The 25,788-nt window shown below is 59.3% G+C and carries 22 protein-coding genes and 1 other RNA gene; 8 read left to right on the top strand and 15 right to left on the bottom strand.

The features are described 5' to 3' along the window. Positions 1-69 precede the first annotated feature (69 nt). The 14 genes from ftsW to AC13QE_RS06605 all read right to left on the bottom strand — a co-directional run bounded on the left by ftsW (position 70) and on the right by AC13QE_RS06605 (position 14,984). Positions 70-1,224, bottom strand: coding sequence for a putative lipid II flippase FtsW (gene ftsW / locus AC13QE_RS06670; protein WP_015340353.1), 1,155 nt, complete (start codon positions 1,222-1,224; stop codon positions 70-72). A gap of 1 nt (position 1,225) precedes the next feature. Beyond that, positions 1,226-2,638: a UDP-N-acetylmuramoyl-L-alanine--D-glutamate ligase gene (gene murD, locus AC13QE_RS06665; protein ID WP_488483097.1), complete on the bottom strand. Its 1,413-nt coding sequence runs from the start codon at positions 2,636-2,638 to the stop codon at positions 1,226-1,228. 7 nt (positions 2,639-2,645) lie between these two features. Beyond that, positions 2,646-3,767 (bottom strand): phospho-N-acetylmuramoyl-pentapeptide-transferase, encoded by a 1,122-nt coding sequence (gene mraY / locus AC13QE_RS06660; protein ID WP_132716996.1) that lies wholly within the window; start codon positions 3,765-3,767, stop codon positions 2,646-2,648. An 11-nt stretch (positions 3,768-3,778) separates the two neighbouring features. Next, a complete protein-coding gene (locus tag AC13QE_RS06655; protein WP_488483096.1) occupies positions 3,779-5,239 on the bottom strand; it encodes a UDP-N-acetylmuramoylalanyl-D-glutamyl-2,6-diaminopimelate--D-alanyl-D-alanine ligase in 1,461 nt (486 codons plus the stop codon). Continuing rightward, positions 5,236-6,699, bottom strand: a complete 1,464-nt coding sequence (locus tag AC13QE_RS06650) for a UDP-N-acetylmuramoyl-L-alanyl-D-glutamate--2,6-diaminopimelate ligase (RefSeq protein ID WP_488483095.1) — start codon at positions 6,697-6,699, stop codon at positions 5,236-5,238. Before AC13QE_RS06650 ends, AC13QE_RS06655 begins: the two co-directional genes overlap by 4 nt. Positions 6,700-6,765: 66 nt before the next feature. Then, the gene (locus tag AC13QE_RS06645) at positions 6,766-8,520 is read right to left on the bottom strand and encodes a peptidoglycan D,D-transpeptidase FtsI family protein (RefSeq protein ID WP_488483094.1); all 1,755 of its coding nucleotides are present in this window, start codon (positions 8,518-8,520) and stop codon (positions 6,766-6,768) included. Next, positions 8,520-9,041, bottom strand: coding sequence for a cell division protein FtsL (ftsL, locus tag AC13QE_RS06640; protein ID WP_488483093.1), 522 nt, complete (start codon positions 9,039-9,041; stop codon positions 8,520-8,522). Before ftsL ends, AC13QE_RS06645 begins: the two co-directional genes overlap by 1 nt. Position 9,042: 1 nt before the next feature. Then, complete coding sequence (rsmH, locus tag AC13QE_RS06635) at positions 9,043-10,068, bottom strand: 16S rRNA (cytosine(1402)-N(4))-methyltransferase RsmH (protein WP_488483092.1); 1,026 nt, start codon at positions 10,066-10,068, stop codon at positions 9,043-9,045. A 14-nt stretch (positions 10,069-10,082) separates the two neighbouring features. Next, complete coding sequence (mraZ, locus tag AC13QE_RS06630; RefSeq protein ID WP_488483091.1) at positions 10,083-10,523, bottom strand: division/cell wall cluster transcriptional repressor MraZ; 441 nt, start codon at positions 10,521-10,523, stop codon at positions 10,083-10,085. Between the two features lie 429 nt (positions 10,524-10,952). Continuing rightward, an RNA gene (rnpB, locus tag AC13QE_RS06625) (RNase P RNA component class A) lies at positions 10,953-11,352 on the bottom strand. A gap of 67 nt (positions 11,353-11,419) precedes the next feature. After that, on the bottom strand, positions 11,420-12,613 hold the full coding sequence (locus AC13QE_RS06620) for an NAD(P)/FAD-dependent oxidoreductase (protein ID WP_488483090.1): 1,194 nt from the start codon (positions 12,611-12,613) through the stop codon (positions 11,420-11,422). A gap of 77 nt (positions 12,614-12,690) precedes the next feature. Then, positions 12,691-13,248 (bottom strand): lytic transglycosylase domain-containing protein, encoded by a 558-nt coding sequence (locus tag AC13QE_RS06615; RefSeq protein ID WP_112419954.1) that lies wholly within the window; start codon positions 13,246-13,248, stop codon positions 12,691-12,693. Between the two features lie 267 nt (positions 13,249-13,515). Next, positions 13,516-14,277: an N-acetylmuramoyl-L-alanine amidase gene (locus tag AC13QE_RS06610; RefSeq protein WP_488483089.1), complete on the bottom strand. Its 762-nt coding sequence runs from the start codon at positions 14,275-14,277 to the stop codon at positions 13,516-13,518. Continuing rightward, positions 14,274-14,984: a J domain-containing protein gene (locus tag AC13QE_RS06605; RefSeq protein ID WP_112334471.1), complete on the bottom strand. Its 711-nt coding sequence runs from the start codon at positions 14,982-14,984 to the stop codon at positions 14,274-14,276. The genes AC13QE_RS06610 and AC13QE_RS06605 overlap by 4 nt, the downstream gene beginning before the upstream one ends. A 273-nt stretch (positions 14,985-15,257) precedes the next feature. Here AC13QE_RS06605 and AC13QE_RS06600 point away from each other — a divergent pair, with 273 nt between their 5' ends. From AC13QE_RS06600 to AC13QE_RS06590, 3 genes are all read left to right on the top strand, one after another. After that, a complete protein-coding gene (locus AC13QE_RS06600) occupies positions 15,258-16,469 on the top strand; it encodes a pyrophosphate--fructose-6-phosphate 1-phosphotransferase (RefSeq protein WP_488483088.1) in 1,212 nt (403 codons plus the stop codon). A 119-nt stretch (positions 16,470-16,588) separates the two neighbouring features. Continuing rightward, positions 16,589-17,224, top strand: a complete 636-nt coding sequence (locus tag AC13QE_RS06595; protein WP_488483087.1) for a LysE family translocator — start codon at positions 16,589-16,591, stop codon at positions 17,222-17,224. A 134-nt stretch (positions 17,225-17,358) separates the two neighbouring features. Continuing rightward, positions 17,359-18,513 (top strand): transglycosylase SLT domain-containing protein, encoded by a 1,155-nt coding sequence (locus AC13QE_RS06590; protein ID WP_488483086.1) that lies wholly within the window; start codon positions 17,359-17,361, stop codon positions 18,511-18,513. 29 nt (positions 18,514-18,542) lie between these two features. Here AC13QE_RS06590 and AC13QE_RS06585 read toward each other — a convergent pair whose 3' ends face one another. Then, positions 18,543-19,931 (bottom strand): serine hydrolase domain-containing protein, encoded by a 1,389-nt coding sequence (locus AC13QE_RS06585; RefSeq protein WP_488483085.1) that lies wholly within the window; start codon positions 19,929-19,931, stop codon positions 18,543-18,545. 192 nt (positions 19,932-20,123) lie between these two features. Between AC13QE_RS06585 and AC13QE_RS06580 the strand changes: the two genes are divergently transcribed. From AC13QE_RS06580 to AC13QE_RS06560, 5 genes are all read left to right on the top strand, one after another. Beyond that, positions 20,124-21,371 carry a BtaA family protein gene (locus AC13QE_RS06580; protein WP_488483084.1) on the top strand — a complete coding sequence of 416 codons (1,248 nt, stop codon included), beginning with the start codon at positions 20,124-20,126 and terminating at the stop codon, positions 21,369-21,371. Further along, a complete protein-coding gene (locus AC13QE_RS06575; RefSeq protein ID WP_488483083.1) occupies positions 21,368-22,042 on the top strand; it encodes a class I SAM-dependent methyltransferase in 675 nt (224 codons plus the stop codon). The genes AC13QE_RS06580 and AC13QE_RS06575 overlap by 4 nt, the downstream gene beginning before the upstream one ends. 214 nt (positions 22,043-22,256) lie before the next feature. Further along, positions 22,257-23,048 (top strand): glycoside hydrolase family 25 protein, encoded by a 792-nt coding sequence (locus tag AC13QE_RS06570; protein ID WP_488483082.1) that lies wholly within the window; start codon positions 22,257-22,259, stop codon positions 23,046-23,048. Between the two features lie 79 nt (positions 23,049-23,127). Continuing rightward, on the top strand, positions 23,128-24,372 hold the full coding sequence (locus tag AC13QE_RS06565) for a lytic murein transglycosylase (protein ID WP_488483081.1): 1,245 nt from the start codon (positions 23,128-23,130) through the stop codon (positions 24,370-24,372). A 143-nt stretch (positions 24,373-24,515) separates the two neighbouring features. After that, positions 24,516-25,442 (top strand): DMT family transporter, encoded by a 927-nt coding sequence (locus tag AC13QE_RS06560; RefSeq protein WP_488483080.1) that lies wholly within the window; start codon positions 24,516-24,518, stop codon positions 25,440-25,442. Positions 25,443-25,788: the final 346 nt, after the last annotated feature.

Below are 25,788 nucleotides of genomic sequence, written 5' to 3'. Positions count from 1 at the left end.
GAAAAGCGACCGGAGAATGAGCGGCAGGCAGGAGATATGAGGAGCAGATGGCCGGTAGTCCCAAGACGCTCACTCCGCCGGCAAACCGTGCGTCACGCGGAACATGGTCCGATCCTGCGCACGCTTTTCCGGCCTGTGACGCGTCAGCGCCAGAATGAAACCCGCCGTCACGCAGATCGCGGTCATCGACGAACCGCCGTAGGAAATCAGCGGCAGCGTCATGCCCTTGGCCGGCAGCAGCTGCAGGTTCACGCCGATGTTGATGATCGACTGGATGCCGATCTGCAGCACGAGGCCGGCGACGGCAAAACGATTGAAATCGTTCTTTTCCTTGTAGGCATGCGACAAGCCGCGCAGCACGAGGAAGGCGAAGATCAGCACGAGCACCATGCAGAAGATGGCGCCGAATTCCTCGGCCGCGACCGAAAAGATGAAGTCGGTATGGGCGTCCGGAATGATGCGCTTGACGGTGCCTTCACCCGGGCCGACGCCGAACCAGGTGCCATGAACGATCGCTTCCTTGGCGGTGTCAACCTGGAACGTATCGCCCTCGCCGGTCAGGAACTTGTTCACGCGCTGCGCGACGTGATCGAACACATAATAAGCGGTGACGAAACCGCCCGCGCCAAGACCGCCAAGCACGATGATCCACAGCCAGGGCATGCCGGCCATGAAGAACATGCCGCCCCAGACGGCGGTCGTCAGGATGGTCTGGCCAAGGTCAGGCTGGGCAACGAGCAAGGCGACGACGATGCCGAAAAGAATGATGGCGAAGAGATTGCCGGGAATCTCCGGCTGGCGCGCATGTTCGGAAAACAGCCAGGCGCAGACGACGACGAAAGCCGGCTTCATGAATTCCGAAGGCTGAATCGACAGGGCGGCGATATTGACCCAGCGCCGCGAGCCCTTGACTTCGATGCCGAAGAAAAGCGCAAAAAGCATCATCGCCAGTGACACGATCAGCAGAATGACTGCCGTTCGTCGCACCTGTCGGGGCGTCATGAAGGAAATGCCGATCATCGCCGCGATCGCCGGGACGAGGAACAGCGCGTGGCGCTTGACGAAGTGGAACGGCTCAAGCCCGATGCGCTCCGCCACCGCCGGCGAAGCCGCGAAGGACAGCATGAAGCCGATGCCGATCAAGAGGATGAAAAGGGCGAGAAACACGCGGTCGATGGTCCAGAACCATTCGGCCAAGGCCCCACGTTCAACGCGGCTTACCATATCATTTGCCTCCAGTTGCTGAACCGATCAGCATGGTGACGCCATCGATCGCAGCAACATGGCTGACGAAGGCGTCGCCCCTGACCTCGAAATTCTTATACTGATCGAAGCTTGCGCAGGCCGGTGACAGCATCACTGCCGCAAACTCGTGCTCATCCCTGTCCGCATCCGCAGCAGCATGCGCGACCGCATGCTCCAGCGTGCCGGAAATTTCATAAGGCACCTGATCGCCGAGCGTCGCCGCAAAGGCGGGCGCGGCTTCACCGATCAGATAGGCCTTGGCGATACGCGGGAAGAGCGGCGCCAGACTGGTGATGCCACCCTCCTTCGGCAGACCGCCGGCGATCCAGTAGATATTCTCGTAGCTCGAAAGCGCGGGGGCTGCCGCATCGGCATTGGTCGCCTTGGAATCGTTGACGAAGACGACGCACCCGCGCTTTCCAACGGGTTGCATGCGATGCTTGAGCCCTGGGAAGGATTTCAGACCAGCACGAATTTCCTCCGCGGAAACGCCGACAGAGAGGCACGCGGCAATGGCAGCCGCCGCATTCTGTGCGTTATGGCCGCCGCGCAGCGTTTGAATGCCGTCGAGATCGGCGATCTCGCTTGCCGCACCGTTCGATGCCTGCAGGATGCGGCTACCCTCGGCATAGAGGCCATCCGCCAATGCGTGCCGGCGCGAAATTCGTGTGACCTTGCCGCCGGCTCGCTCGATGCGGTCGGCGATCAATGAGGAATGGCTGTCGTCGACACCGACGACGGCGACGTCGCTGCCCGCGACGAGCCGCTCTTTGATGTCGGCATAATGCTGCATCGTGCCGTGACGATCGAGATGATCGGGTGTCAGGTTCAGCAGGATGCCTGCTGAAGGATTGAGCGTCGGCGCCAGATCGATCTGATAAGAGGAGCATTCGACGACATAGAAACGTCCGGCCTTCGGCGGATCGAGCGTCAGCACCGCCGTACCGATATTGCCGCCGAGCTGCGTGTCACGACCGCTCGATTGCAGGATATGAGCGATCAGCGCAGTCGTCGTCGATTTGCCATTCGTCCCGGTGATGGCGATGAAAGGGCAATCCGGCGCATGCGCCCGCCGCTCTCTGACGAAAAGCTCCACGTCGCCTATGATCTCGACGCCGGCCGCATGAGCGAGATCGACGGTCCAGTGTGGCTTTGGATGCGTCAGCGGCACGCCGGGTGATAAAACGAAGACCGACAGGCCGTTCCAGTCGATCGTTCTCAGATCGGCGACCGTTATCCCTTCGGCAGCCGCCTTCGCCACGCTGTCCGGATTATCGTCCCAGGCCGTCACATCGGCACCGCCTGCAACGAGCGCGCGTGCCGTGGCAAAGCCGGAGCCGCCGAGGCCGAAGAGAGCGACCTTCTTTCCGTTCAGCGTGGAGATAGGAATCATCGACGCCTCACCGCAGCTTCAGGGTGGAGAGGCCGATCATCGCCAGGATGACGGCCACGATCCAGAAACGCACAACGACCTGGCTTTCCGTCCAGCCCTTCTTTTCGAAGTGGTGGTGGATGGGCGCCATCAGGAAGACGCGGCGCTTCGTCATCTTGAAGAAACCGACCTGGATGATGACGGAAAGCGCCTCGAGCACGAAGAGACCGCCGATGATCGCCATGACGATCTCGTGCTTGGTGGCGACGGCGACCGAGCCGATCATGCCGCCGAGTGCCAGCGAGCCGGTATCGCCCATGAAGATGGCCGCCGGCGGCGCATTGAACCAGAGGAAGCCGAGGCCGGCGCCGATGACGGCACCAAGGACCACGGCCAACTCACCCGTTCCGGGCACGAAATTGATCGCCAGGTAATCGGCAAAGACGAAGTTGCCGGCGAGATAGGCGATGACGCCGAAGGACGCGGCTGCGATCATGACGGGCACGATGGCAAGCCCGTCGAGACCATCGGTCAGATTGACGGCATTGCCGGCGGCAACGATGACGAAGGCACCGAAAAACACGAAGAACATGCCAAGATTGAGCAACAGGCTCTTGAAGAAGGGGAAGGCGACCGACGAGCCGAAGGTAGAGCCGGCCGGACCGGAGGACAGCGCCGTCGTCATCATGAAATAGACAGCAATCGCCGCGATGACGAATTCGATACCGAGGCGCGCGCGGCCGGAAAAGCCCTTGTCGCTCTGCTTGGTCACCTTGAGATAGTCGTCATAGAAGCCGATCGCGCCGAAACCGAGCGTCACGAGCAGGGTGGCAACGACATAAACGTTGGCAAGATCAGCCCAAAGCAGCGACGAGACGACGATGCCGGCCAGAATCATCAGCCCGCCCATCGTCGGGGTGCCGGCCTTCTTGAAATGCGTCTGCGGACCGTCGGCGCGGATCGGCTGCCCCTTGCCCTGACGCACGCGCAGGGAGGAAATGATTCGCGGCCCGAAGAGAAAAACGATCAACGCTGAGGTGAACAGAGCACCGCCGGTACGGAACGTGATGTATCTGAACAGATTGAAGAATCTGAAGTGAGTACTGAAAAAATGAATATGGTCCGACAGTTCGGCAAGCCAGATCAGCATAAGAGCCCTTTCTAAAGCCCCTGATGGGTATGGGGGCCCGTGTCGGAAAATGCGGGAAATTTGTCAAGCAAGCCCGCGATGATCTTTCCGAACCCCATTCCCAGCGACGATTTCACCATCAAGACATCGCCGGGAGCGACAGAATTGAGCGCGAATTCCGAGAGCTCCTCAGTCGTCTCGTGATATTCGACATGAACACTTTCCGGCAGCTCATCCCTCAAAGCCGCCATCTCCGGACCTGCCAGCCAGACATGCTCGATGCCGGCCGCAAGCAGCGGCCCCGCAAGGTTGGCATGAACGCGCTGGGCATAATCCCCCATTTCCAACATGTCGCCGAGCATGGCGACCCGCCTGCCCGGCCGGCCGCCGGCTCCCGCATGCGGAGAGGTCGTCGCCAGCAGCGCGATGGCCGCGCGCATGGAAGCGGGATTGGCGTTATAGCTTTCGTCGATCAGCGTGAAATAGCCGTTGCCGATCGCGCGCTTATGACGTTGGCCCCTGCCCTTTTCCGGCTGCAAGTCGGCCAGCGCATCGACCGCCTGGTCGAGATCGGCCTCCACGAGCATGACGGCGCCAAGTACGGCGAGCGCATTTTCCGCGATATGGCGCCCAGGCGCGCCAAGCGCCACCTCCATGGTCTCGCCGCCAATCGTCAGCCAAAGCGTTGAATTCTCTTCAGAAGCATTGAACTCGGCGAGGCGGACATCGGCCTTCGCATGCTGGCCGAAGCTATGGATATGCTCGATACCGGCTGCCATGGCAGCCTTCTCCAGCATCTCGAACTGATCGTTGTCGTGATTGAGAATGGCATGGCCGCCAGGCACGACGCCGTCGAAAATTTCCGCCTTGGCGGCGGCGATCTCACTGATACTATTGAAGTTGCCGAGATGAGCCGGCGCGATCGTGGTGATGATCGCCACATGCGGCTGCACCATTTTGACCAGCGGCCTGATCTCTTCGGGATGATTCATACCGATCTCGAAAACGCCGAAATCGGTGTTCTCGGGCATACGCGCCAGAGTCAGCGGGACGCCCCAATGATTATTGAAGGAAGCAACGGAGGCATGCACCTTGCCTGACGGGGTCAGCGCGCGCCGCAGCATCTCCTTGGTCGTCGTCTTGCCGACCGAACCCGTGACGGCGATGATCTTCGCCTGCGTGCGCTTGCGGGCGGCAACGCCGAGCCGCGCAAGCGCCGCCAAGACGTCATCCACGACAACCTTCGGTACTGTCAGACTGCCCATGGCAGGCAAACGTGCCTCGCTGATGACGATGAAGGCTGCGCCGTTCGCCATAGCGATATTGGCATAGTCATGACCATCGACGCGATCGCCCTTGATGGCGAAAAAGGCTTCGCCCGGCTTGATGGAACGACTGTCTATGGAAATGCCCGTAATGCCCTCGGGCAACACTCCGAAAGAGCGGCCAGAGATTGCAGCGATCAGATCCTCAGTTGTCCATAACCAGCTCAAGACTTCAAATCCTCCAATGCTTTGCGCAACTCGGCATGGTCGGAGAACGGCAGCGTGACGCTGCCGATCGTCTGACCTTCCTCATGCCCCTTGCCGGCGACGATCAGCGTGTCGCCGGATTTCAGCAGGCCTACAGCCTTGCGGATCGCTTCGGCGCGATCACCGATCTCGGTCGCACATGCGGCAGCCGCCATGATTTCCGCGCGGATCGTTGCCGGATCCTCCGAGCGCGGATTGTCGTCGGTGACAACGACGACATCGGCTAGACGGCAGGCGATCTCGCCCATGATCGGACGCTTGCCGCGATCGCGGTCGCCACCGCAGCCAAAGACGACGATGACGCGTCCGGTCGTGAACGGGCGCACCGAATTCAAAACGTTTTCAAGTGCATCCGGCTTATGGGCATAGTCGACATAGGCAAGCGCGCCGTCATGCGTGTGACCAACGAGTTCCAGACGGCCCGACGCGCCGACTAGCTTCTCCAGCGCGGCCATGGCAACCGGCGCGGCAACACCGGTCGAGATCGCGAGACCGGCGGCGACCAGCGCATTGGCAATCTGGAAATCGCCTGCAAGCGGGATATGAACTTCAAAGATGTCGTCGCCGACATGCACCTCGGCGATCTGCTTGTGGCGAAAGTGTTCGACGCGCTTCAACGCGAGAAAATCGCCCTTGCGCCCGACAGTGCGGACATCATGCCCAGCCTCCTGTGCAGCGGCAATCGCCTGCGCGGACCAGGCATCATCGGCAAAGATAACGGCAGGCGAACCCTTCGGCAGCAGGTCGCGGAACAGCCGCATCTTGGCGGCCATGTAGTCCTCGACCGTCGGATGATAATCCATGTGATCGCGGCCGAGATTGGTGAAACCGGCGGCGGCGAGCTTCACGCCATCAAGCCGAAACTGATCAAGGCCATGGCTGGAAGCCTCCATAGCCGCGTGCGTGACGCCCTCGTCCGCCAATTCGGCAAGAAGCTTGTGCAGCGACACCGGATCGGGCGTCGTCAACGCGCCATATTCATTGCGGAACGGAGAAACGACGCCCGTCGTGCCGATCATGGCGACCGGATGGCCGGCGTAGGCCCAGATCTGGCGCGTGAAAGAAGCAACGGAGGTCTTGCCTGCAGTTCCCGTCACCGCCACCATCGTTTCGGGCTGGCGTCCGTAGAAGCGGGACGCGGCGACAGCGAGGAACCGGCGCGGCTCACCAACCTGCAGCAATGGCAGATTACCGGCATCGGCCGCATGACCAGCAACTATAACTGAGGCACCGCGTGAAACTGCATCGGCAATGAAACTTGCTCCATCCGCCTTCGTGCCGGCGACGGCAACAAAAGCCATGCCTGGCGCCACCTTACGGCTATCGGCGGAGATCCCGCTTATCTCAAGATCGCCAAGCGCTCCGCCAATGTGTGTGTTGAGTTCCGGAAACTCATTTCCGGCAATATCCCGCAAGTTCATCGAATGTACTTTTCGCCTTCTCGATCAGTCCGCCCCTCGCGAATCGACGTGTGTATTCTTTCACGCTTAATAAGACGCCAGCAAGGCCGAGTCATCTTTTCCAAAATTGGGCTGTACCCCGAGAATCGGCGCCGAGCGGGCGACGATATCACGGGCGATCGGCAAGGCCGTGAAGGCCGAAATCGTTCCGCCGCCGCGCTCGCCGCTCTTCGGCTCGTCGATGAAGGTCATGACGATGTATTGCGGATTGTCGATCGGAAACACCGCCATGAATGTATTGAAGTTCAGCGTATTGGAATACCGGCCGTTGACCACCTTATCGGCCGTGCCGGTCTTGCTGCCGACATTATAGCCGGGAACGCGGGCGTTGCGACCCGAGCCCCTGGTGCCGTTGAACTCAAGCAGGAAGCGCACGTCGTCGCTGGTGCTCTTCTTGACGACCATCTTGGCGATGGCGTCGGCCTGGTCGCGCGTGCGCGGCAGGAAGGTCGGCTCGATCAGCTTGCCGCCATTGACGAGTGCGGCTCCCGCGACAGCTGTCTGCAGCGGTGTCGTCGAGACACCGTGACCGAAGGAGATTGTGATGGAGTTGATCTTCTTCCAGACGCGTGGTTGCGACGGCATTTTCACCTCGGGCAATTCGGTCTGCATCTTCGTGAGTAGGCCGATACGGGTGAGAAACTCCTTATGGCCTTCGATGCCGACGATATCGGCGATCTTGGCCGTGCCGATGTTCGAGGAGTACTGGAAGATTTCAGGAACGGTCAAAACGCGCCGCTGGCCGTGGAAATCCTTGATGGTAAAGCCACCAATACGGATGGGGTTGGTGGCATCGAAGGCGTTACGCAACGTCACCTTGCCATCATCCAGCGCCATCGCCATGGTGAAGGTCTTGAAGGTCGATCCCATTTCGAACGTGCCGTTCGTCATGCGATTAAGCCAGCCTTCCGTGGCGCCCTCGTTCGGATAGTTCGGATCGAAATCCGGAGCCGAGGCCATGCCGAGAACCTCGCCAGTGTGGACATCGAGAACTGCGGCACCCGCGCCCTTGGCCTGGAAATTCTTGACAGCATTGACCACTGCATCACGAACGATGCCCTGCACGCGCAGATCGATCGAAAGCTTCACCGGCTGCAGCGGCTGATCGTTGGTCATGCCCGCAGCAGCGAGGTCGGCGAGCCCCTGGTCGTCGATATATTTCTCCATTCCGGCAACGCCGCGATTGTCGATATTCACGTAGCCGAGAATATGGGGGGCGGTCGTCCCGCCCGGATAGAAGCGGCGTTTCTCGGGACGGAATCCGATGCCGGGAATGCCCAGTGCCAAAATCTGGTTCTGCTGCTTCGGCGTCAGCTGCCGACGCAGCCAGGCAAAGTGCGAGGACTTCGCCGAAAGCTTCTTGTAGGTGGATTTGGTATCGAGATCCGGCAGGACCTTGCGCAATTCCTCGACAGCTTCATCCGCGTCGATGATCTTGTTCGGTTCGGCAAACAGCGAGACCGTGCGGATGTCGGTTGCCAGCAAGGCGCCATTACGATCGACGATATCGGGGCGCGAGGCCATCAGCCGATCCGGCGGCAGAATGCTTGACGTGATATCGGGCTTTGTCATGGCGAATTGCGCAAGACGACCGCCGATCACACAGTAGATCGCGATGAAGCTCCCCACCAGTAATACGACACGGCTTTTTGCCTGGCTGGACTTGCGCTTGCGCGCACCCTCGAATGTCGAGCGAGAAAATCCATCGCTGGGGCGATTGTTGCCGTCAGTGGAGAAATGGGCCCTGCTCTTCAGGACCATGATGCGCGAAAGAAAAGACATTAATCCCTCACCGATCCCGTTGCCATGTTGTCGACATCAGACTTCTTGCGCTTGGCAAGAGCGGGCGGTTTCGGTCGCGGCGCCGGAGCGGCAGCAACATCGGCGATGGCCTTCCTGATCTGCGCATCCGTCGTATCGCCATTGCTCGAGGCCACCGACGTGCCGCCCTTGGCACCGCCTGCCTTGCCGCTTTTCGGATCGTTGGACGCCGTTACCGTTGGCGGCGGAAGCTGCGAGCGCAACATCGGCAGTTCGCTCGGCTGAACGATCGCCGTCGAGAGCGTCGGCTGCAGCTGAAGTTCGCTATTGTAATTATTGACCAGGCGTTCCAGCCGGTTCGGCTGAGAAACCAGCGCCCAGTCCGCCTTGAGGAGATCGATCGTATCCTTCTCAAGCTTGATTTCGGATTCGAGGCGGCGAACCTCTTCCAGCTTCAGCTCGGCATGATGCTTGATCGTATAGGTCACACTGGCCATGGCCGTCATGACGCCGATCAGCACGATGTCAAAAGTCTTCAGCATTTTAGCCCCCAAGCTTTCCAAGACTGGCGAGACTGGGCAGATCGAAGATCGAAAGATCCGCCGCCTCCGCCGGAGCCAAGGTGCGAACCCCCGCACGCAATTTGGCCGAACGAGCACGCGGATTGGCTTCCGCCTCGGCATCGCTCGCAGAAATCATCGACTTGCCGACCGGCTCGAAGGTGGCAGGCCGCTCGGTCACGATAGGCATATGACGTGACCCGACAGCACGGCCCGAACGATCGGCGAAGAACTTCTTGACGATCCGATCTTCCAGCGAATGGAAGGTTACGACGACAAGGCGACCGCCCGGTTTGAGGGCGCGCTCGGCTGCGAACAATGCCTGAGCCAGCTCGCCGAGCTCGTCGTTGACGAAAATGCGCAGAGCCTGAAAAACCCGCGTCGCAGGATGGATCTTGTCCTTCGCCTTTCGCGGCGTCACGACCTCGATCAGACCGGCCAGATCGCGGGTGGTCACGAAAGGCGCCTCAGCGCGCCGCTTCTCGATCGCATGCGCGATGCGCGGCGCCTGCTTTTCCTCGCCTAGAAACACAAAAATGCGAATGAGATCGGCAAGCTTTGCACGGTTGACGACATCGGCAGCTGATACGCCGCTCGCCGACATGCGCATGTCGAGCGGACCGTTTTTGTTGAAGGAAAAGCCGCGCTCCGCCTCGTCGATCTGCATGGAGGAGACGCCAATATCGAGCACGACGCCATCAAGGCCACCTTCGGGAGCATGCTCGGCCAGCTGAGAAAACTGCGATTGAATGAGCTCGAGATGTCCGGCATGGGCGGAAACGAGCGCCTGCCCCGCCGCAATTGCCGTCGGATCGCGATCAAGCGCGATTACATCGGCACCGGCCTTAAGAATGGCGGACGTATAGCCGCCAGCCCCGAACGTTCCATCGAGGATGATCTTGCCGGGCGCCGGAGCCAGCGCCTCCAACACCTCGGAAAGAAGAACCGGAATGTGACGAACCGGTCCGCCACCGGCATCAGAAGAACCTCCGCCTGAATTCGCCGCCATTCCGTTTCCCCGCTCTATTCCAAGCGCCTGCCCGCCAGCCTGCGCTCCTCTCGTGCCTGCGACTGCAAGGCCAGGAAGGCCTCCGGTCGCCACAATTGAAAATGATCCGCCCGACCGACAAAGGTCACTTCGCTTGCGATTCCGGTGAAGTCGCGAATGAAATCCGTGACCATCAGCCGCCCTTCCGCATCGAGCTTCATGAAGACCCCGCCCCCATGAATGAGGAGCGACATCTGGTTCGCCGCCGGTGAAAACGGATCGTCCGCCGCAATCTGCCGCTCGAAGCGATCGAGCAGATCGAGACCACCGATACTGATTGCCGGAAACACAAAATCCTGGAAGCAATACAATTCCTGGATATTGCGCTCGGCCAACACGGAACGAAACGCCGCCGGCACGGAAACCCGCCCTTTGGAATCGATCCGATTGGTCGCATTTGACAGGAAGCGGTTCATGACGCGAAACACCCGTCCCCCATGACCCGGAAGCCGCTACTCGCTTACAGGCACAGCCAAAATCGGACACAGCTTCGCAAGCCGAAAGAGCCGACACCCCTTCGACACTCCCAGAACGGGAGCGATTATGGCCTTGCGATGATTGGGCTCTGATTTGCCCTTGCGCAGTGTTCTTTTGGGATACCATGGGACCATATGGGCGTCAATGGGATGAAGCCACGTCACACGTGGCCGCAGCCTGAATATTCATAAGACGTTAAGTTTAACGAAAGGTTAGGATCGGCTTCAGGATACGTCCCGAAACGGATTGTTTTCACAGGTTAAAACCTTCGCCCGTCGGGCCCGGAAGCCCTGAAATTCAAGGCATTCGGCAGCTTCGAAAATTATTTGGCGGAAGCGTTGGACGCGCCGCTCGAAGTGACGCGATGATTTGCCAGTTGGCCTATAAGCCGGGTTCTGTATGGCTCCGGCCAAGGCCGGAACGTGGCAGCCATTCATCTGGGACGGCGCTTGCGCGACGCCTCATGCAACCCACCCGGATGACCGGCCCGGAAACAGGCTGGAGCGCTTGCGCGCTCCGTGTCATCCCTATTCGGTTTTGCTCCCGGTGGGGTTTTCCGTGCCGTCGCTGTTGCCAGAGACGCGGTGGGCTCTTACCCCACCCTTTCACCCTTACCCGATCCGAAAATCGGGCGGTTTGCTTTCTGTGGCACTTTCCCTGAGGTTGCCCCCGCCGGACGTTATCCGGCACCGTGTTTCCGTGGAGCCCGGACTTTCCTCACCCCATCGCCTTTCAGCATTGATGAAGCGCGGCTGCCCAGCCAACTGGCACAGGCTCATTAACCGAGACCGCCGGCAATTGCCACCGAAATATGCTGGTTTGTGAAGAGCGGATGTCAATTGCGGAAATACGCTGAGAAATCCGTGCCGTAGCCTTCATCCTTGATTCGACCTGTAAGCAGCAGTTCCGCCCCGAGCCGGCCTATTTCATCGGAGCTCTTGGCGGCCATGCCACAGCCGCCCGTCAGAACCGCCACGCGTGGCGAAGAGGTGTAGCCGATCATCGGGTAACCCGATGGCGAATAGGAAACGGCGCAGGAATTGGTGAAAGCCGGTGGCCGTCTGACGCCTGGAACGAGCCCGTGGAATATGCGCACCAGATGCTCGCGCGCCTTGTCGCGACCGGCCATGCGGAACCAGGCACGCAGCTCCGGCTCGGTCGTGAACTGCAGATCATCGGGATCGCCGCCGATCTTCATGTAATATTTGCCGTCCGGATAACGGATCGGCGGCAACATATAGATGCTGTCCACATCATCGACTGCCTTCGATATCAGCGATGGCATGCCGGAAAGGGCTTCGGCTTCCGTCTCGCTCACTTCGAAGAAGGTGACCGTGCGTCCATAAACCTTCATCTCAACAGGTCGCGGCAAGAGATTCTCGGCAATGGAGAAACCGCCGGCGGCCAGCAGTATTTTTTCCGCACTGAATGTCTCGCCCTCGGCGGTCGTCACGACAGCTAGGCCGCTCTCGTCGCGGATCGACACAGCCGTCTGCTTGATAATGCGAGCGCCTGCCTTCTCCGCCAGTAGCGATTGCGCCTTCACGAGCCGGCGGGGGCTGATGTGACCCGCCCCATGCGGTTCGAAGACTCCTTCGCTTCCCGATTCGAAGGAGAAGAAAGGAAACTTCATCTTGAGTTCGGTGTCATCGAGGATATCGGTTTGCACGCCGAGCCGCCCGGCCGCTTCTACGACATCACCGACATAAGCTATTTCACCACCCCGCTTCGGCCCGACAACAAGGCAGCCGACCGGGGCGTAGAATTGAATGCCGCTATCCCGTTCGATATCCGCATAACGGCCGATCGAACGGTTTGCGAGACGAGCCCAATCCGTATCCGGATCGATCGTGCGGGTAATACGGCCCTCGTCATAATGACTGCCGAAAACACCCTGGTGATTGGCGCGATCTTCAGGTTCATCCGGCCCGATGACGGCGATGCCGTCGGTTTGTCTGGCCAGGTGACGGGCAGCCGCTGCCCCCATCATGCCCCGACCGACGACGATGAACCTGAAATCCGCTGCCATACTGTAACCCTCACCGATAGCCGCGGTTTCGATAGCACGGAAAGCGATTCCGCCCTATCCGAATCCTGGCTTGGCTGTCAGTCCAGAAGTGCAAGCACCTTTCCGCAATAGCGCTTCGAGATCGGGTTCATGCGCGTGGCGCCATGGCCGGCATTGTATTTGAGGATGGTGTTGCAGGTCGGTCCGCCGCCAAGATCCTGCGCCATGGCGAGATATTTCATGCCGAACTTGATGTTCGTTTCAGGATCGTAGAGCCCCTGGGCGCGGCCCGTATAGCCCATCAGCTTGGCGGTCGCCGGCTTGATCTGCATAAGGCCGATTTCGCCTGCGCTTCCACGAGTTTTCGGATTGAAATTGCTTTCGATCCGGATGACGGCGGTAGCGAGTTCGACCGCGACGCCGTTCTGCTTGGCATATTTGGCAATCAATACGGAGTAGCGATTTTGCCGTGCGAAGGAGGTTTCTGCATCGCGCAATTCGACGGGAACATTGGGAACCGGGAAGCCGGTAGTGCGGCTGACGATCTTGAGAGGAACAGTTTTCTGCTTCGCATGCCGTTCGCCCGCAGAGGCGCAATCGTATCCCACCAGCAGCACGCCCATGCATGCCACAGCCGCAACAATCAAATTTTTCATGTAGTCTTTTGTCTCCAGGGGCGGGACCGCGGATAGCCAAAGCCATCACGTCCGGCTGGAGGCAAAAAGAGCCACCGGAGTGCACAGTCCCCATTAGTCGTCTACGGCCGCGCGACACACAAACCCAGACGGCGCGACCGCCGTTCAGCGAGCGCCGTTAGACCAATGCAATGCGGAAATAATAGGGAAAAGCTGTGGCGTAGCAGGGTGTTACGCGTTTTTGCATCTATAGCCGGCTATAAACACCGATGACATAATGGAACGAATTCAGGAATAGCGCGGCAGCGCGGTTAACAGGCGATGAAGCGTATCGATCGTCGAAAAGTCGGCGATGCCATCCACGCGCTCCTGCCGGAAATGGCGCTGGAAGGCTTCGACGTCGCCCTTCAGTTTTTCCGAGAATTCGCCATTTATTTCAGTGTTATAGCCATACAGCGACAGCATCGACTGCAAGGCTTCGATCGGCTGCCCCACATCACCCTTCTGGAAGAACCGTCCGCCAGTGATCGAAGCCGGCTCAACCCAGTGCCCCACGCCCGCTGCAGCGAGCCGCGCCCAGGGGAATTTCTCACCCGGATCGACCTTGCGCACAGGGGCAACATCGGAGTGTCCAAGCACCCGTTCAGGCGCGATTGCCCAGCGTTGGCCGCAATCGCGACACAGTTCGATCACCGCTTCGATCTGCGCATCAGGAAATTCCGGCAGTCCGCCGGGATGGCCGGCATTGGCGATTTCGATGCCGATCGACGATGAATTGATGTCGGTTTCGCCACGCCAGGAGCTCTTGCCCGCGTGCCAGGCACGGCGCTCTTCCGGGACAAGCTGCATGACGCGCCCATCCTCGAAGACGAAATAATGACTGGAAACCTGGCTCTCCGGACGACAGAGCCAATCGAAAGCGCCCTCAGCCGTGCCCATGCCGGTATAGTGCAAGAGGATGATATCAGGCCGACGCCCATCCCGCCTCTCGCCATGGTTCGGCGAAGGCTGCACATGGGCGCGAGCGAAATCGGCCTTGAATGCACTCATGCTGCGCGGCGTTCTTTCTCGATCTCGGCGTAAGCCGCATTCAGAGCCGCCATGCGCTCGTTGGCGATGGCATGGAACTCTTCCGGCACCCCGCGCGACATGAGGCGATCCGGATGGTTCTCATAGACAAGGCCATGGTAGCGGCGGCGAATCGTCGGAAAATCGTCCTGACGGGAGACGCCGAGCACTTTGTAGGGATCGCGGCCGCCAACATTGACATGGCGCGCCATGATCTGCTCGAACCGCCCCTCACTCATATGGAAGATTTCGGCGACATGCTGAAGGAAGGCCATTTCCTTCTCATGAATAAGGCCATCAGCCTTGGCGATATGGAAGAGACCATCGAGCACGTCTTCCAGCACCGGGCAATTCTCCGTGCAGGTTTCGCAAAGGGAGGACAGCCGTTCCGCATAGGCTTCGTAACCGGCCACATCCTGGCGCGCCAGATTATAGAGACGAGCGACATTTTTCGCTTGATCGGGCGGAAATTCGAAGATCTCGCGGAATGCGTTGACCTCATTTTCCGTGACCACGCCGTCTGCCTTCGCCATCTTGGCGGACAGAGCGATTATAGCAACGGAAAACGCCACCTTGCGGCGCGTTTCCGGATCGCCTTCAAAGACGGTGCGAATGGCCTCGACGACCGCCGACAGGGCATTGCCGGCAGTGCTACCGATAGCATTCAGCAATTTTTCCCAGAACGACATGCCGGTCTCGATATCCACTTAAACTGTAGAACACCTTGATCAAATAATAGTTGCCATTGCAAGCAGTCCATTCGTCGCAAGGGCGAAAACACTTTTCACAATTTGGTAATGATGCTGCATTGCGAGCAACCGGCCAATCGCCCTGCTCGGCCTTCGAGGGCGAAACAAACCGCGGATTTCTTAAATTCTTTACTTTACACCCATGTCCGCCTGTCGCATCCATTCCCACCGCAACCACTGAAATGACGCAGCAAGACTGCAAGGAGGATCTCCATGGCCAAACAGAAAGTCGCAATGCTCACTGCAGGCGGACTGGCGCCCTGCCTTTCGTCTGCCGTTGGCGGGCTGATTCAGCGCTATAGCGATGTGGCACCTGACCTCGACATAATCGCTTATCGTTCCGGCTACCAAGGAGTTCTGCTGGGAGACAGCATCGAAGTGACGCCGGCCATGCGCGAAAAGGCCTACCTGCTGCATCGCTATGGCGGCTCGCCTATCGGCAACAGCCGCGTCAAGCTCACCAACATCGCCGATTGCGTCAAGCGCGGCCTGGTCAAGGAAGGCGAAAACCCACTGCGCGTCGCAGCCGAGCGGCTGGCGTCCGACGGGGTAACCATTCTTCACACGATCGGCGGCGACGACACCAATACGACGGCCGCCGATCTCGCCGCCTATCTTGGCGCCAATGGCTACGATCTGACCGTTGTCGGCCTGCCGAAAACGGTTGACAACGACGTCGTGCCGATCCGCCAGTCTCTCGGCGCCTGGACGGCTGCCGAAGTCGGTGCTGACTTCTTCGACAATGTTAGCAACGAACAGACCGCGGCGCCAAAGACGCTCGTGATCCATGAAGTGATGGGCCGCCACTGTGGCTGGCTGACCGCTGCAACCGCGCGCGCCTACATTCAGAAGACCAGCGCCAACGAATATGTCGAAGGCTTCATGATGAATGCCGATTTGAAGCGCATCGACGGCCTCTATCTGCCGGAAATGGTCTTCGACATCGAGGCTGAAGGCGAACGCCTGCGCACTAACATGGAAAAGACCGGCCAGGTGACGTTGTTCGTTTCGGAAGGCGCGGGCCTCGACGCGATCGTCGCCGAGCGCGAAGCGGCCGGCGAAACCGTCAAGCGCGATGCATTCGGTCACGTGAAGATCGACACCATCAATGTCGGCGGCTGGTTCCAGAAGCAATTCGCAGCCATCATCGGCGCCGAACGCTCGATGGTGCAGAAGTCAGGCTATTTCGCACGCTCCGCGCCGGCAAACGCCGAGGACCTTCGCCTGATCCAAGGCATGGTCGATCTCGCCGTGGAAAGCGCCCTCAATAAGGTGTCCGGCGTTACGGGACATGATGAAGGTCAAGGCGGCCGGCTGCGCGTTATCGAATTCCCGCGCATCAAGGGCGGCAAGGCCTTCGATATCTCCACACCCTGGTTCGCTGAGGTCATGGACCATATCGGCCAGAAATACACACAGGCCTGATAGATCTGTGATCAACGGACTGATGGACAATCAGGCGGCCCGATTGTCCATCAGGCGGGTTGACGGATCGCCAATCCAATGTCTTTGCTGGCAGCGAAATAGGAATTAGGGAGGATTCCATGTCCATCGAAACCTGGCTCGCTTTCGCTGCCGCTTCCTGCATCATGCTGGCCATACCAGGCCCGACCATTCTCCTCGTCATATCCTATGCATTGGGCCACGGCCGCAAGACGGCGCTGGCAACGGTGACTGGCGTCACGCTTGGCGATTTCACGGCAATGACCGCTTCGCTCGCCGGTCTCGGCGCCCTCCTTGCCACATCAGCGACACTATTCACGATTCTGAAGCTGATCGGCGCAGCCTATCTCGTTTTCCTCGGAATCAAGCTCTGGAGAGCCCCCATTGTGACGGGACCGATGGGCGATAACGACAATCTCCCAGAGGAAAAACCGTTAAAAATTCTCTTACACTCATACATTGTAACAGCTCTCAACCCGAAGAGCATCGTCTTTTTCATTGCGTTCGTTCCGCAATTTCTCGACATGTCGAAGCCATTTCTTCAGCAAACGCTTATTCTAGAGGCAACTTTCCTCACGTTAGCGGCACTGAACTCGCTTATTTACGTCTTCGTCGCCGATATGGCACGCGGCTTCATCCGCAAGGCAAGCGTGCAACGCGTCGTTAACAGAACGGGGGGAACTCTGTTGATTGCCGCCGGTGCAGTGACCGCCGGATACCGTCGGATGGCCGCCTGAGGCCGTGCAGGGTTGCGGGGTGATCACGGATAGGTTAATGGGGATTCATAATTTTATCGATCGCGTGACCGAATTTGGCGGTCCTGTGGCCGAATTGCATCGAAATTAGGTTTGGTTTTTTCGAAAGTGACAGAATGGTAACGATCGGATTTCCCAGCCTGAAGCGCAGCGTTGCCTTGTCGGCAATGATGTGCGGCGCTCTCGCCGGGTGTGCAAGCACTCAGCAGCAGACGTCTCAGGCAGAACTCCCGTCGGCACACACCAACGTGCCGCATCCGAATACGACCCTGACCGCAACTGGCACGGCCGCGCCTGCAGTAGGCGGCGTGGCAGTGGCCGCGATATCGCCGAATTTCATCGGTCCGCGGCAGCCGCAACAAACAGCAATGGCAAAGTCCGGCCGTGTTGTTCCGGGTTCGACAAACGTTGCTGCTGCAAGCCAGCAGCAGATGGACGCGGGACGTTTCGGCACGCCTGTTGCGAGCGCTGCCAATCAGGGAACCGCCGCAATCGCTGCCGCAACGGGCGCTCCAGCTGGTAGCACCTCAGCCGCAGCAGCCTATGCCGCTTCCGACGTGCCGCTGATGCCTTCCGTAGTCGCCATCCCGATGCCTAATCCGGCGCGCCCTGGTGATGCCGCGCTCACGCCGGTTTCCTCCTCCGTGGCTCAGAGCCAGCCCACCATTCCGATGACATCGGATGTTGCGGCCATTCAGGTTGCCGTGCCGACGCCGCGTCCAGGTTCGACACCGCAGGCTGAAGTCGCGTTCGCCACGCCCCCGCAAATGGGCGTTCCGCGCTACGCCGACAATCGCATGCATTATGACTTCAATTTCGACAGTAGCGGTCCGACGGTCGTGCCAGCCGTCATGACCACCACCAACACTGCGAATTACGATTCCGACGTTCCGGCTGAGCAAAAGAGCTATGTTTCGAAGCTCATCCAGAAATACGCCAAGCTTTACGAAATTCCGGAATCCCTGATCCATCGCGTCGTTCACCGCGAAAGCCGTTACAATCCGAAAGCCTATAATCGCGCCGGATATTTCGGCCTGATGCAGATCAAGTATAATACGGCGAAGTCCATGGGCTACGAAGGCCCGGCATCCGGGCTTCTCGACGCGGAAACCAACATCAAATATGCCGCCAAATATCTGCGCGGCGCATGGATGACGGCCGACAGCAAGGCTCAAAACAAGGAAGTGAATGCCGTGCAGCTTTATGCCCGCGGCTATTACTACGACGCCAAGCGCAAGGGCCTTACTGACGTCGCCAACGGCAATTACTAATTTTATCTAGATAATTCTGACAAGCCGGCCTAATTCGTGGCCGGCTTTATCACATCCATGATCCGCTTCAGCAGGATTTGCGGCCGATAATCCGCCCAGGTCGGCGTCAGCCCCATCCGCACGACGACGAGATTGGCGGACGGGACGATTGCGACCGTTTGGCCGTCATGACCGGTCATCCAAAATGCATCCGCGGGCAGACCGAATTGGGCGTTCGAGCCGCCAGGGCCCGCAAGCCAGGCCTGAACCTGCGAGTAAACGCCCTCGGAAGCCTTCGTCGGCGTGCGCATGGCGCCGACGAACCCCTCCGGCAGCAAACGGTGCCCATTCCAGACCCCGTCCTGTAGCAGAAACATGCCGAAGCGCGCCCAATCCCGGGCATTGGCGTAGAGATAGGAACTGCCGACGAAGGTGCCGCGCTCGTCGGCCTCGAAAACAGCGCTATACATTCCGAGTGGTCCGAAGAGCGCTTCGCGCGGATAGGAGATGGCAGCGCTCAGATTGGGCAGCCGGTTCATCCACAGGCGAGAAAGCAGCGCGGCCGTGCCACTGGAATAGCTGAAACGCTCGCCCGGCGCTGCCAGCTGACGCGCATTGGCTGCTAGGCTCGTCACATCCGCGTCGAGATAGAGCATGCGCGTTACATCCGATACGGTGCCATAGGATTCGTTAAACGCAAGCCCGCTTTCCATGGCGAGAAGATCGCTGAGCTTGATGTCCTTACGCGAGTCGGCGCTCCATTGCGGCAGAAGATTCTGATCGTCGAAGGACATGCGCCCGGCCAGCATGAGACGGCCGATAATCGCGGCATTCACCGTCTTGGTCATCGACCAGCCGATCAGCGGCGTTGCCTTGCTGAAGCCATCGCCATAGGTCTCGGCGACAATACGGCCATCCTTGACCACGACGATCGCGCGCATGGCTGGCCCGGCAAGATCCGGATTCGATACGACATCGGCAAGCCTCCTCCCCACGTCACCCTGACCGAGGTCTACCGTATCTCCATCCGGCCAAACCGCATCGTTCTTCGGCGCCTTCACCTTGTTGAGGAAGACGGCGCTGCGAGCCGTTTGCAGATCGCCGTCCGGCACCAGCGCACAGCCAAGCGCACCGCGATAAAGCGCACGGTTCGGCGCGAACAATCCCAGGAAACGGGCCGTCACCACGCCCTCGTCCCGATCGACATAGACGCGAATGAGCTTCAATGCCGGATTGCCGGGAGCCTGGACATCCTCCTCCATCACCTTGTCCGGATCCCGCTTGGCCACGAACGTATTGGAGCAGACGATCTTTGCCGCGTAGCCATCGCCGACCTTCAGCAATTCCGGCGGATAAAGAGAGAGCCAAACGGCTCCGCCGGCGACAATGATCAGCAGCAGAACAATAAGAGCCCCGATCACTCTCGATATCAAACGCATGTCACATACTCTCCAGAAAGGTAGGCGGAGACAATCAGGAAACGCAGCAAGATGAAAGATCTATGATGATCAGGGCTCCTTAAATATGTGCAAGGATGCCTTGCAGCTGGATCTGCCAACAGCCCGCGTCATCAGACTGTAGCATTGCCGGGTTACACGCCCTGAACTTCACAAATCGGTGACAAGACTCAGATGACGGAATTCGCCCCGGATGCCGGTCTCCAAAAGAATCGGAAACTCAAGGACGCTCTGCTTCAGCACAAGGCACTGTCTAAGGCAGGCCTTTCCGAGCGCTTGTTCGGCATGTTGTTTTCCGGTCTTGTCTATCCGCAGATTTGGGAAGATCCGGATATCGATATGGAGGCGATGGAGCTGGAAGCGCATCATCGCATCGTCACCATCGGTTCGGGCGGCTGCAACATGCTCGCCTACCTCTCGCAAAATCCTGCATCCATCGATGTTGTCGATCTCAATCGCCACCACATCGCACTGAACAAGCTGAAGCTAGCTGCCTTCCGCCTGCTTCCCGGCCATGCGGACCTGGTGCGTTTCTTCGGAACGGCGAATTCTGCGGGCAATAGCCAGGCTTACGACCAGTTCATCGCGCCGCGCCTCGACACGGCCACGGCTGACTACTGGGATGGTCGCGATCTCTATGGCCGCCGCCGCATCACGGTCTTCAACCGCAATATCTACAAGACCGGCCTTCTCGGCCGGTTTATCGGCGCTGCCCATATACTGGCACGCTTGCACGGCGTTCGCCTCCAAAAGATGACTGAAGCCCGTACCATGCGCGAGCAGCGTCAGTTCTTTGAGGAAGAAATCGCTCCGATCTTCGACAAACCGGCGGTTCGCTGGCTGCTCGGCCGCAAGAGCTCGCTCTTTGGCCTCGGCATCCCGCCGCAGCAATATGACGAGCTTGCGAGCCTGGCAGGCGACGATTCCATTTCCGCCGTGCTGAAACACCGGCTCGAAAAGCTCGCCTGTCATTTCCCGATGCGCGACAATTACTTTGCCTGGCAGGCATTCTCCCGGCGCTACGCTGCCCAGCACCAGGGGCCTCTGCCCACCTATCTCAAGCCGGAACACTATGCGGCGATCCGCGCCAATGCCGATCGTGTGAGCGTCCATCACGCCAATTTCACCGAGCTTCTCGCTTCGAAGCCGGCAGCTTCTCGCGATCGCTATATCCTCCTCGATGCGCAGGACTGGATGACCGACGAGCAGCTCAATGGCCTCTGGGCGGAGATCACCCGCACGGCGCGCGAAGGCGCCCGCGTCATCTTCCGCACGGCCGCCGAAAAGAGCATCATCGAAGGCCGCCTTTCTCCAGCGATCCGCGATCAGTGGGTCTATTTCGAAGAGCGTTCGCAGGAACTCAATGTTCGTGATCGCTCGGCCATCTATGGCGGCTTCCACATCTACGGGAAAAAAGCGTGAGCCAGGCGGATACAGGCATAGAAACCAGCGAGAACAATCACGCCAAGCTGATGGACGGCATGTACCGTTATCAGCGTCACATCTATGACCTGACCCGCAAATATTACCTATTCGGCCGCGATCGCACGATCGAACAGCTGAATGTCCCCGTCGGCGGCTCGCTTCTGGAAGTGGGCTGCGGCACCGGCCGCAATATGCTGCTCGCCTATCGGCGCTTCCCCTCCGCCTGCCTCTACGGCCTCGACATCTCGCAGGAAATGCTGATCTCCGCGCGCAATAATTTCCGCGGCCTGAAACAGATGCCGGATTTTCGCGTCGCCGATGCCACCGCTTTCTCGCCCGACGATTTCGGCACCGAGGGCTTCGACCGCGTCATGATCTCCTACGCGCTGTCGATGATCCCGGACTGGAAAAATGCCGTCGACGCATCGCTCGACGCAGTCGCACCGGGCGGCGAGCTTCACATCGTCGATTTCGGCCAGCAGGAAGGATTGCCGGGCTGGTTCCGTGCCATGCTCAAAGGCTGGCTGAAGAAATTCCACGTCACTCCCCGCGCCGATCTTTTGACCGTGCTCGAAGAGAAGGCTGCAGTGAGGGGCATGTCGATGAAAACCGAAAAGATCGGTCGTGGCTACGCCTGGCGGGCCGTAGCGACCCGGCGCGGCGCCTGAGCGGCGACAGATTCCAGCGCAAAATCCGGCCTCGGAAGGCGCCAAGCATAAGATTTTGCTTGAAGATAACGCATTTTTTACGTTGATATGGTGAATAAAGTGGCAAGACCAGCTGGCAACGGTATGGTCTGCCGCTCTTTCGGATTCTCGAGGACCACATTACGGAAGCCAAATCTTGGGGCAGCAAGATCACTCGGGCCATAACAGGATATCTATGCGCCGGCTTCTGGCATGCCTACTGCCGCTCGCTCTTGCCTTGACGGGCTGCACGACGGGCTATGATGCCTTATCGACGGCGGCCCTTCCCAAGACCAGATTCGCCGATACGAAGCCCCAGGACTTCGGCCGCGATCATCCGCAGCGCCATCCCATCCATGGCATCGATATTTCCAAATGGCAGGGCGATATCGATTGGAAAGCCGTCAAGGGCTCGGGCGTCGCCTTCGTCTTCATCAAGGCGACAGAGGGCAAGGACCGGATCGACCCTCGCTTCACCGAGTATTGGAATGAAGCGAGCGCTGCCGGACTTCTGCATGCGCCCTATCATTTCTTCTATTTCTGCTCGACAGCCGATGAGCAGGCCGATTGGTTCATCCGCAACGTGCCGAAGGATGCCATGGCGCTTCCGCCCGTCGTCGACGTCGAATGGAACCCGGGCTCCCCCACCTGCAAGACCAGACCGGCTCCTGAAACGGTACGCAGCGAGATCAAGCGCTTTATGGATCGCCTGCAGGCCTATTACGGCAAGCGCCCGATCATCTATACTTCAGTTGACTTCCATCGTGAAAATCTAGTCGGCTATTTCCAGGACTATCATTTCTGGGTCCGATCCGTCGCCAAGCATCCGAAAGAGACCTACGCAGACCGCAGCTGGGCCTTCTGGCAATATACCTCGACGGGCGTCATCCCCGGCATCAAGGGTCCGGCGGATATCAATGTTTTTGCCGGTTCCGAACAAAATTGGCACAACTGGGTAGCGGCAGTAGAGAAGCAAGGAAATTCTTGAGACTGCAGCCAATTCTCTCTTGCTTATGTCACAATCTTCTGTGAAAGCGACCCTATTCTATCATTGGAAAGGATCGCTCATGGATCGTGACACCATTCGACGCGGCGCTCTTGCGTTGCTCTTCGCTTCAGCCATGACCGGTACGGCGTTGGCTCAAAGCGCGGCACCGGCTGCAGTGCCGCCCGCGAGCAGCGATGCCACTCCGAAGGTAGCCTGCGGCGGCGATCTCGCTGCCTTCCTCGCTGGCGTAAAGGCCGAGGCGATTGCCGATGGCGCAGACGCTGCCGCTGCCGACAAGACGCTCGCTGGCGCCCAGATCGACCAGAAGGTTCTTGCCATGGACCGCAGTCAAGGCGTCTTCCGCCAGACCTTCCTCGAATTCTCCCAGCGCACCGTCAGCCAGGGCCGCCTCGACCTCGGCCGCCAGAAGATGAAGCAATATGCCAACGTCTTCGCCAAGGCCGAACAGGATTATGGCGTGCCTCCCGGCGTCATCACCGCCTTCTGGGCAATGGAAACCGACTTCGGCGCGGTTCAGGGCAATTTCAACACGCGCAACGCACTGGTCACCCTCTCGCACGATTGCCGCCGGCCGGACTTCTTCCGTCCACGCCTGATCGCGCTGATCGAGCTCGTCCAGCGCGGCGATGTCGACCCCGCAACGACGACGGGCGCATGGGCCGGCGAAATCGGCCAGACGCAGATGCTGCCACCCGATATCATCGCTTATGGCACCGATGGCGATGGGGACGGTCATGTCAATCTGAAGACCAGCGCTCCGGACGTGATCCTGACGACCGCCAGATTCCTCCAGCATCTCGGCTTCCAGCGCGGCCAGCCTTGGCTGCAGGAGGTAACGGTTCCGGACAATCTTCCCTGGGAAAAATCCGGTATCGGCGGCACGCTGACTGCAGGCGATTGGTTCAAGCTCGGCGTCACGCCGCGCGACGGCAACACGAGCTTCGGCTCCCTGCCCGCCGCTCTCATCCTGCCGCAGGGTCGCAAGGGGCCCGCCTTCCTGACCTATCCGAACTACAATACCTATCTCGGATGGAACCAATCGTTCATCTACACGACATCGGCCGCCTATTTCGCCACGCGTTTCGCCGGCGCACCGCCCTATAGCAAGGGCAATCCCGAGCCGGGCTTGAACGATGTCGACATGAAGGCGCTTCAGACCAAGCTAGTGGCCCGCGGCTATGATGTCGGCAAGATCGACGGCATCCTCGGCTCCGGCACGCGTGTCGCCATCCAGAAGGAACAGTTCCGCCTGGGCATGCCGGCTGACGGCTGGGCGACGACGGCATTGCTCAACGCACTCTGATTTCTCCCCATGCATCGATCGAAAAGGCGGCTCCTGGCCGCCTTTTTTGTATCTGCTCCACTCGCACCGTGAGCCAGACAGCAAGAAACGGGTGGAGAGCCTGCACTCTTCCGGTTTAGATGCATCGAAAGAGGAGAGATGCCATGAATGGCGAACATCGAATGAGCGCCTCGACATGGGGCCTGCTGCTGTTGCTCGGGTTGATCTGGGGCGGTTCGTTCTTTTTCGCTCGTATCGCCGTTCACTACGTACCGCCCTTCACGCTCGTCTTTCTGCGTCTGTCGCTGGCGGCCGTGGCATTGCATCTCTATCTAGCCGGTCGCCTCAATATCTATCAGTCCCTGCGCCACCATTGGCCGCAATTTCTGCTGCTGGGCTTAATCAACAATGCGATACCGCATACATTGATCTTCTGCGGCCAGACGCAGATGGGTGCCGGGCTCGCATCGATCCTGAACGCGACGACGCCGATGTGGACCGTGTTGATCGGCAATCAGCTGACAACGGATGAGCGCCTGACATCGGCCAAGCTGATCGGCTGCCTCACCGGCCTCCTCGGAACGATCGTGTTGCTCGGACCGAGCGTTACCAGCGACGGCTCGGTACCCTTCTGGGCACTCTCATTGCCGATCTTGGCGGCAATCTCCTATGGATTCGCGGCGATTTATGCCAAGCGCTTCAAAGGCATCGCGCCGCCGGTTGTGGCAGCGGGCCAATTGACAGGCTCCTCGCTCATCATGCTGCCGGTTGCGCTTGTGATCGACCAGCCTTGGGCGCTTGCCGCCCCGCCGGTGACGGCAATTGCCGCCATTCTTGGCCTGGCGCTGCTGTCGACCGCTTTTGCCTACATCCTCTATTTTCGTATCATCGAGCTTGCAGGCGCCACCAACACCTCCCTCGTCACTCTGCTCGTGCCGCCGAGTGCGTTATTGCTCGGCTTCCTCTTTCTCGGAGAGCGAATGGGGCCGACCGAAATCGTCGGCATGCTGCTCATTGCCGCAGGTCTGCTCGTCCTCGATGGGCGGCTTTTCGCATGGATGAAACGCGGCGTCAGAACGTGGGAAACATGATCTCCCACTCCATTCGCGTGGCCTACAGTCACAACATATTAATATTTATTCACAGCCCGTCATCGAGTCGGAAATCTATATTTATAAAGCAATATCAAGTCACTGCTGTCAGTTCATGAATCAAGCCGCAAACTCAGTACCGCGTCGCAGCATCGAATGTTCTTTCCAAGCAACATATTTTCGACATAACATTTAACAGCTGACTGAGGAGGAAGACATGGGATTAACACGATCCATCAACGTCCTAGTGGTCGGTGCGGCCTTCGCTTTCGTCGTGACGATGCTCTTCATCTGACGGCTTCAGGGAAGTTCGCACACGATCAAACTCCGAGAAGTTAACAAAACC

The sequence above is a fragment of the Martinezella sp. CNPSo 3957 genome (genome assembly GCF_057784395.1).
This window is presented reverse-complemented; position numbering and strand designations above follow the sequence as displayed.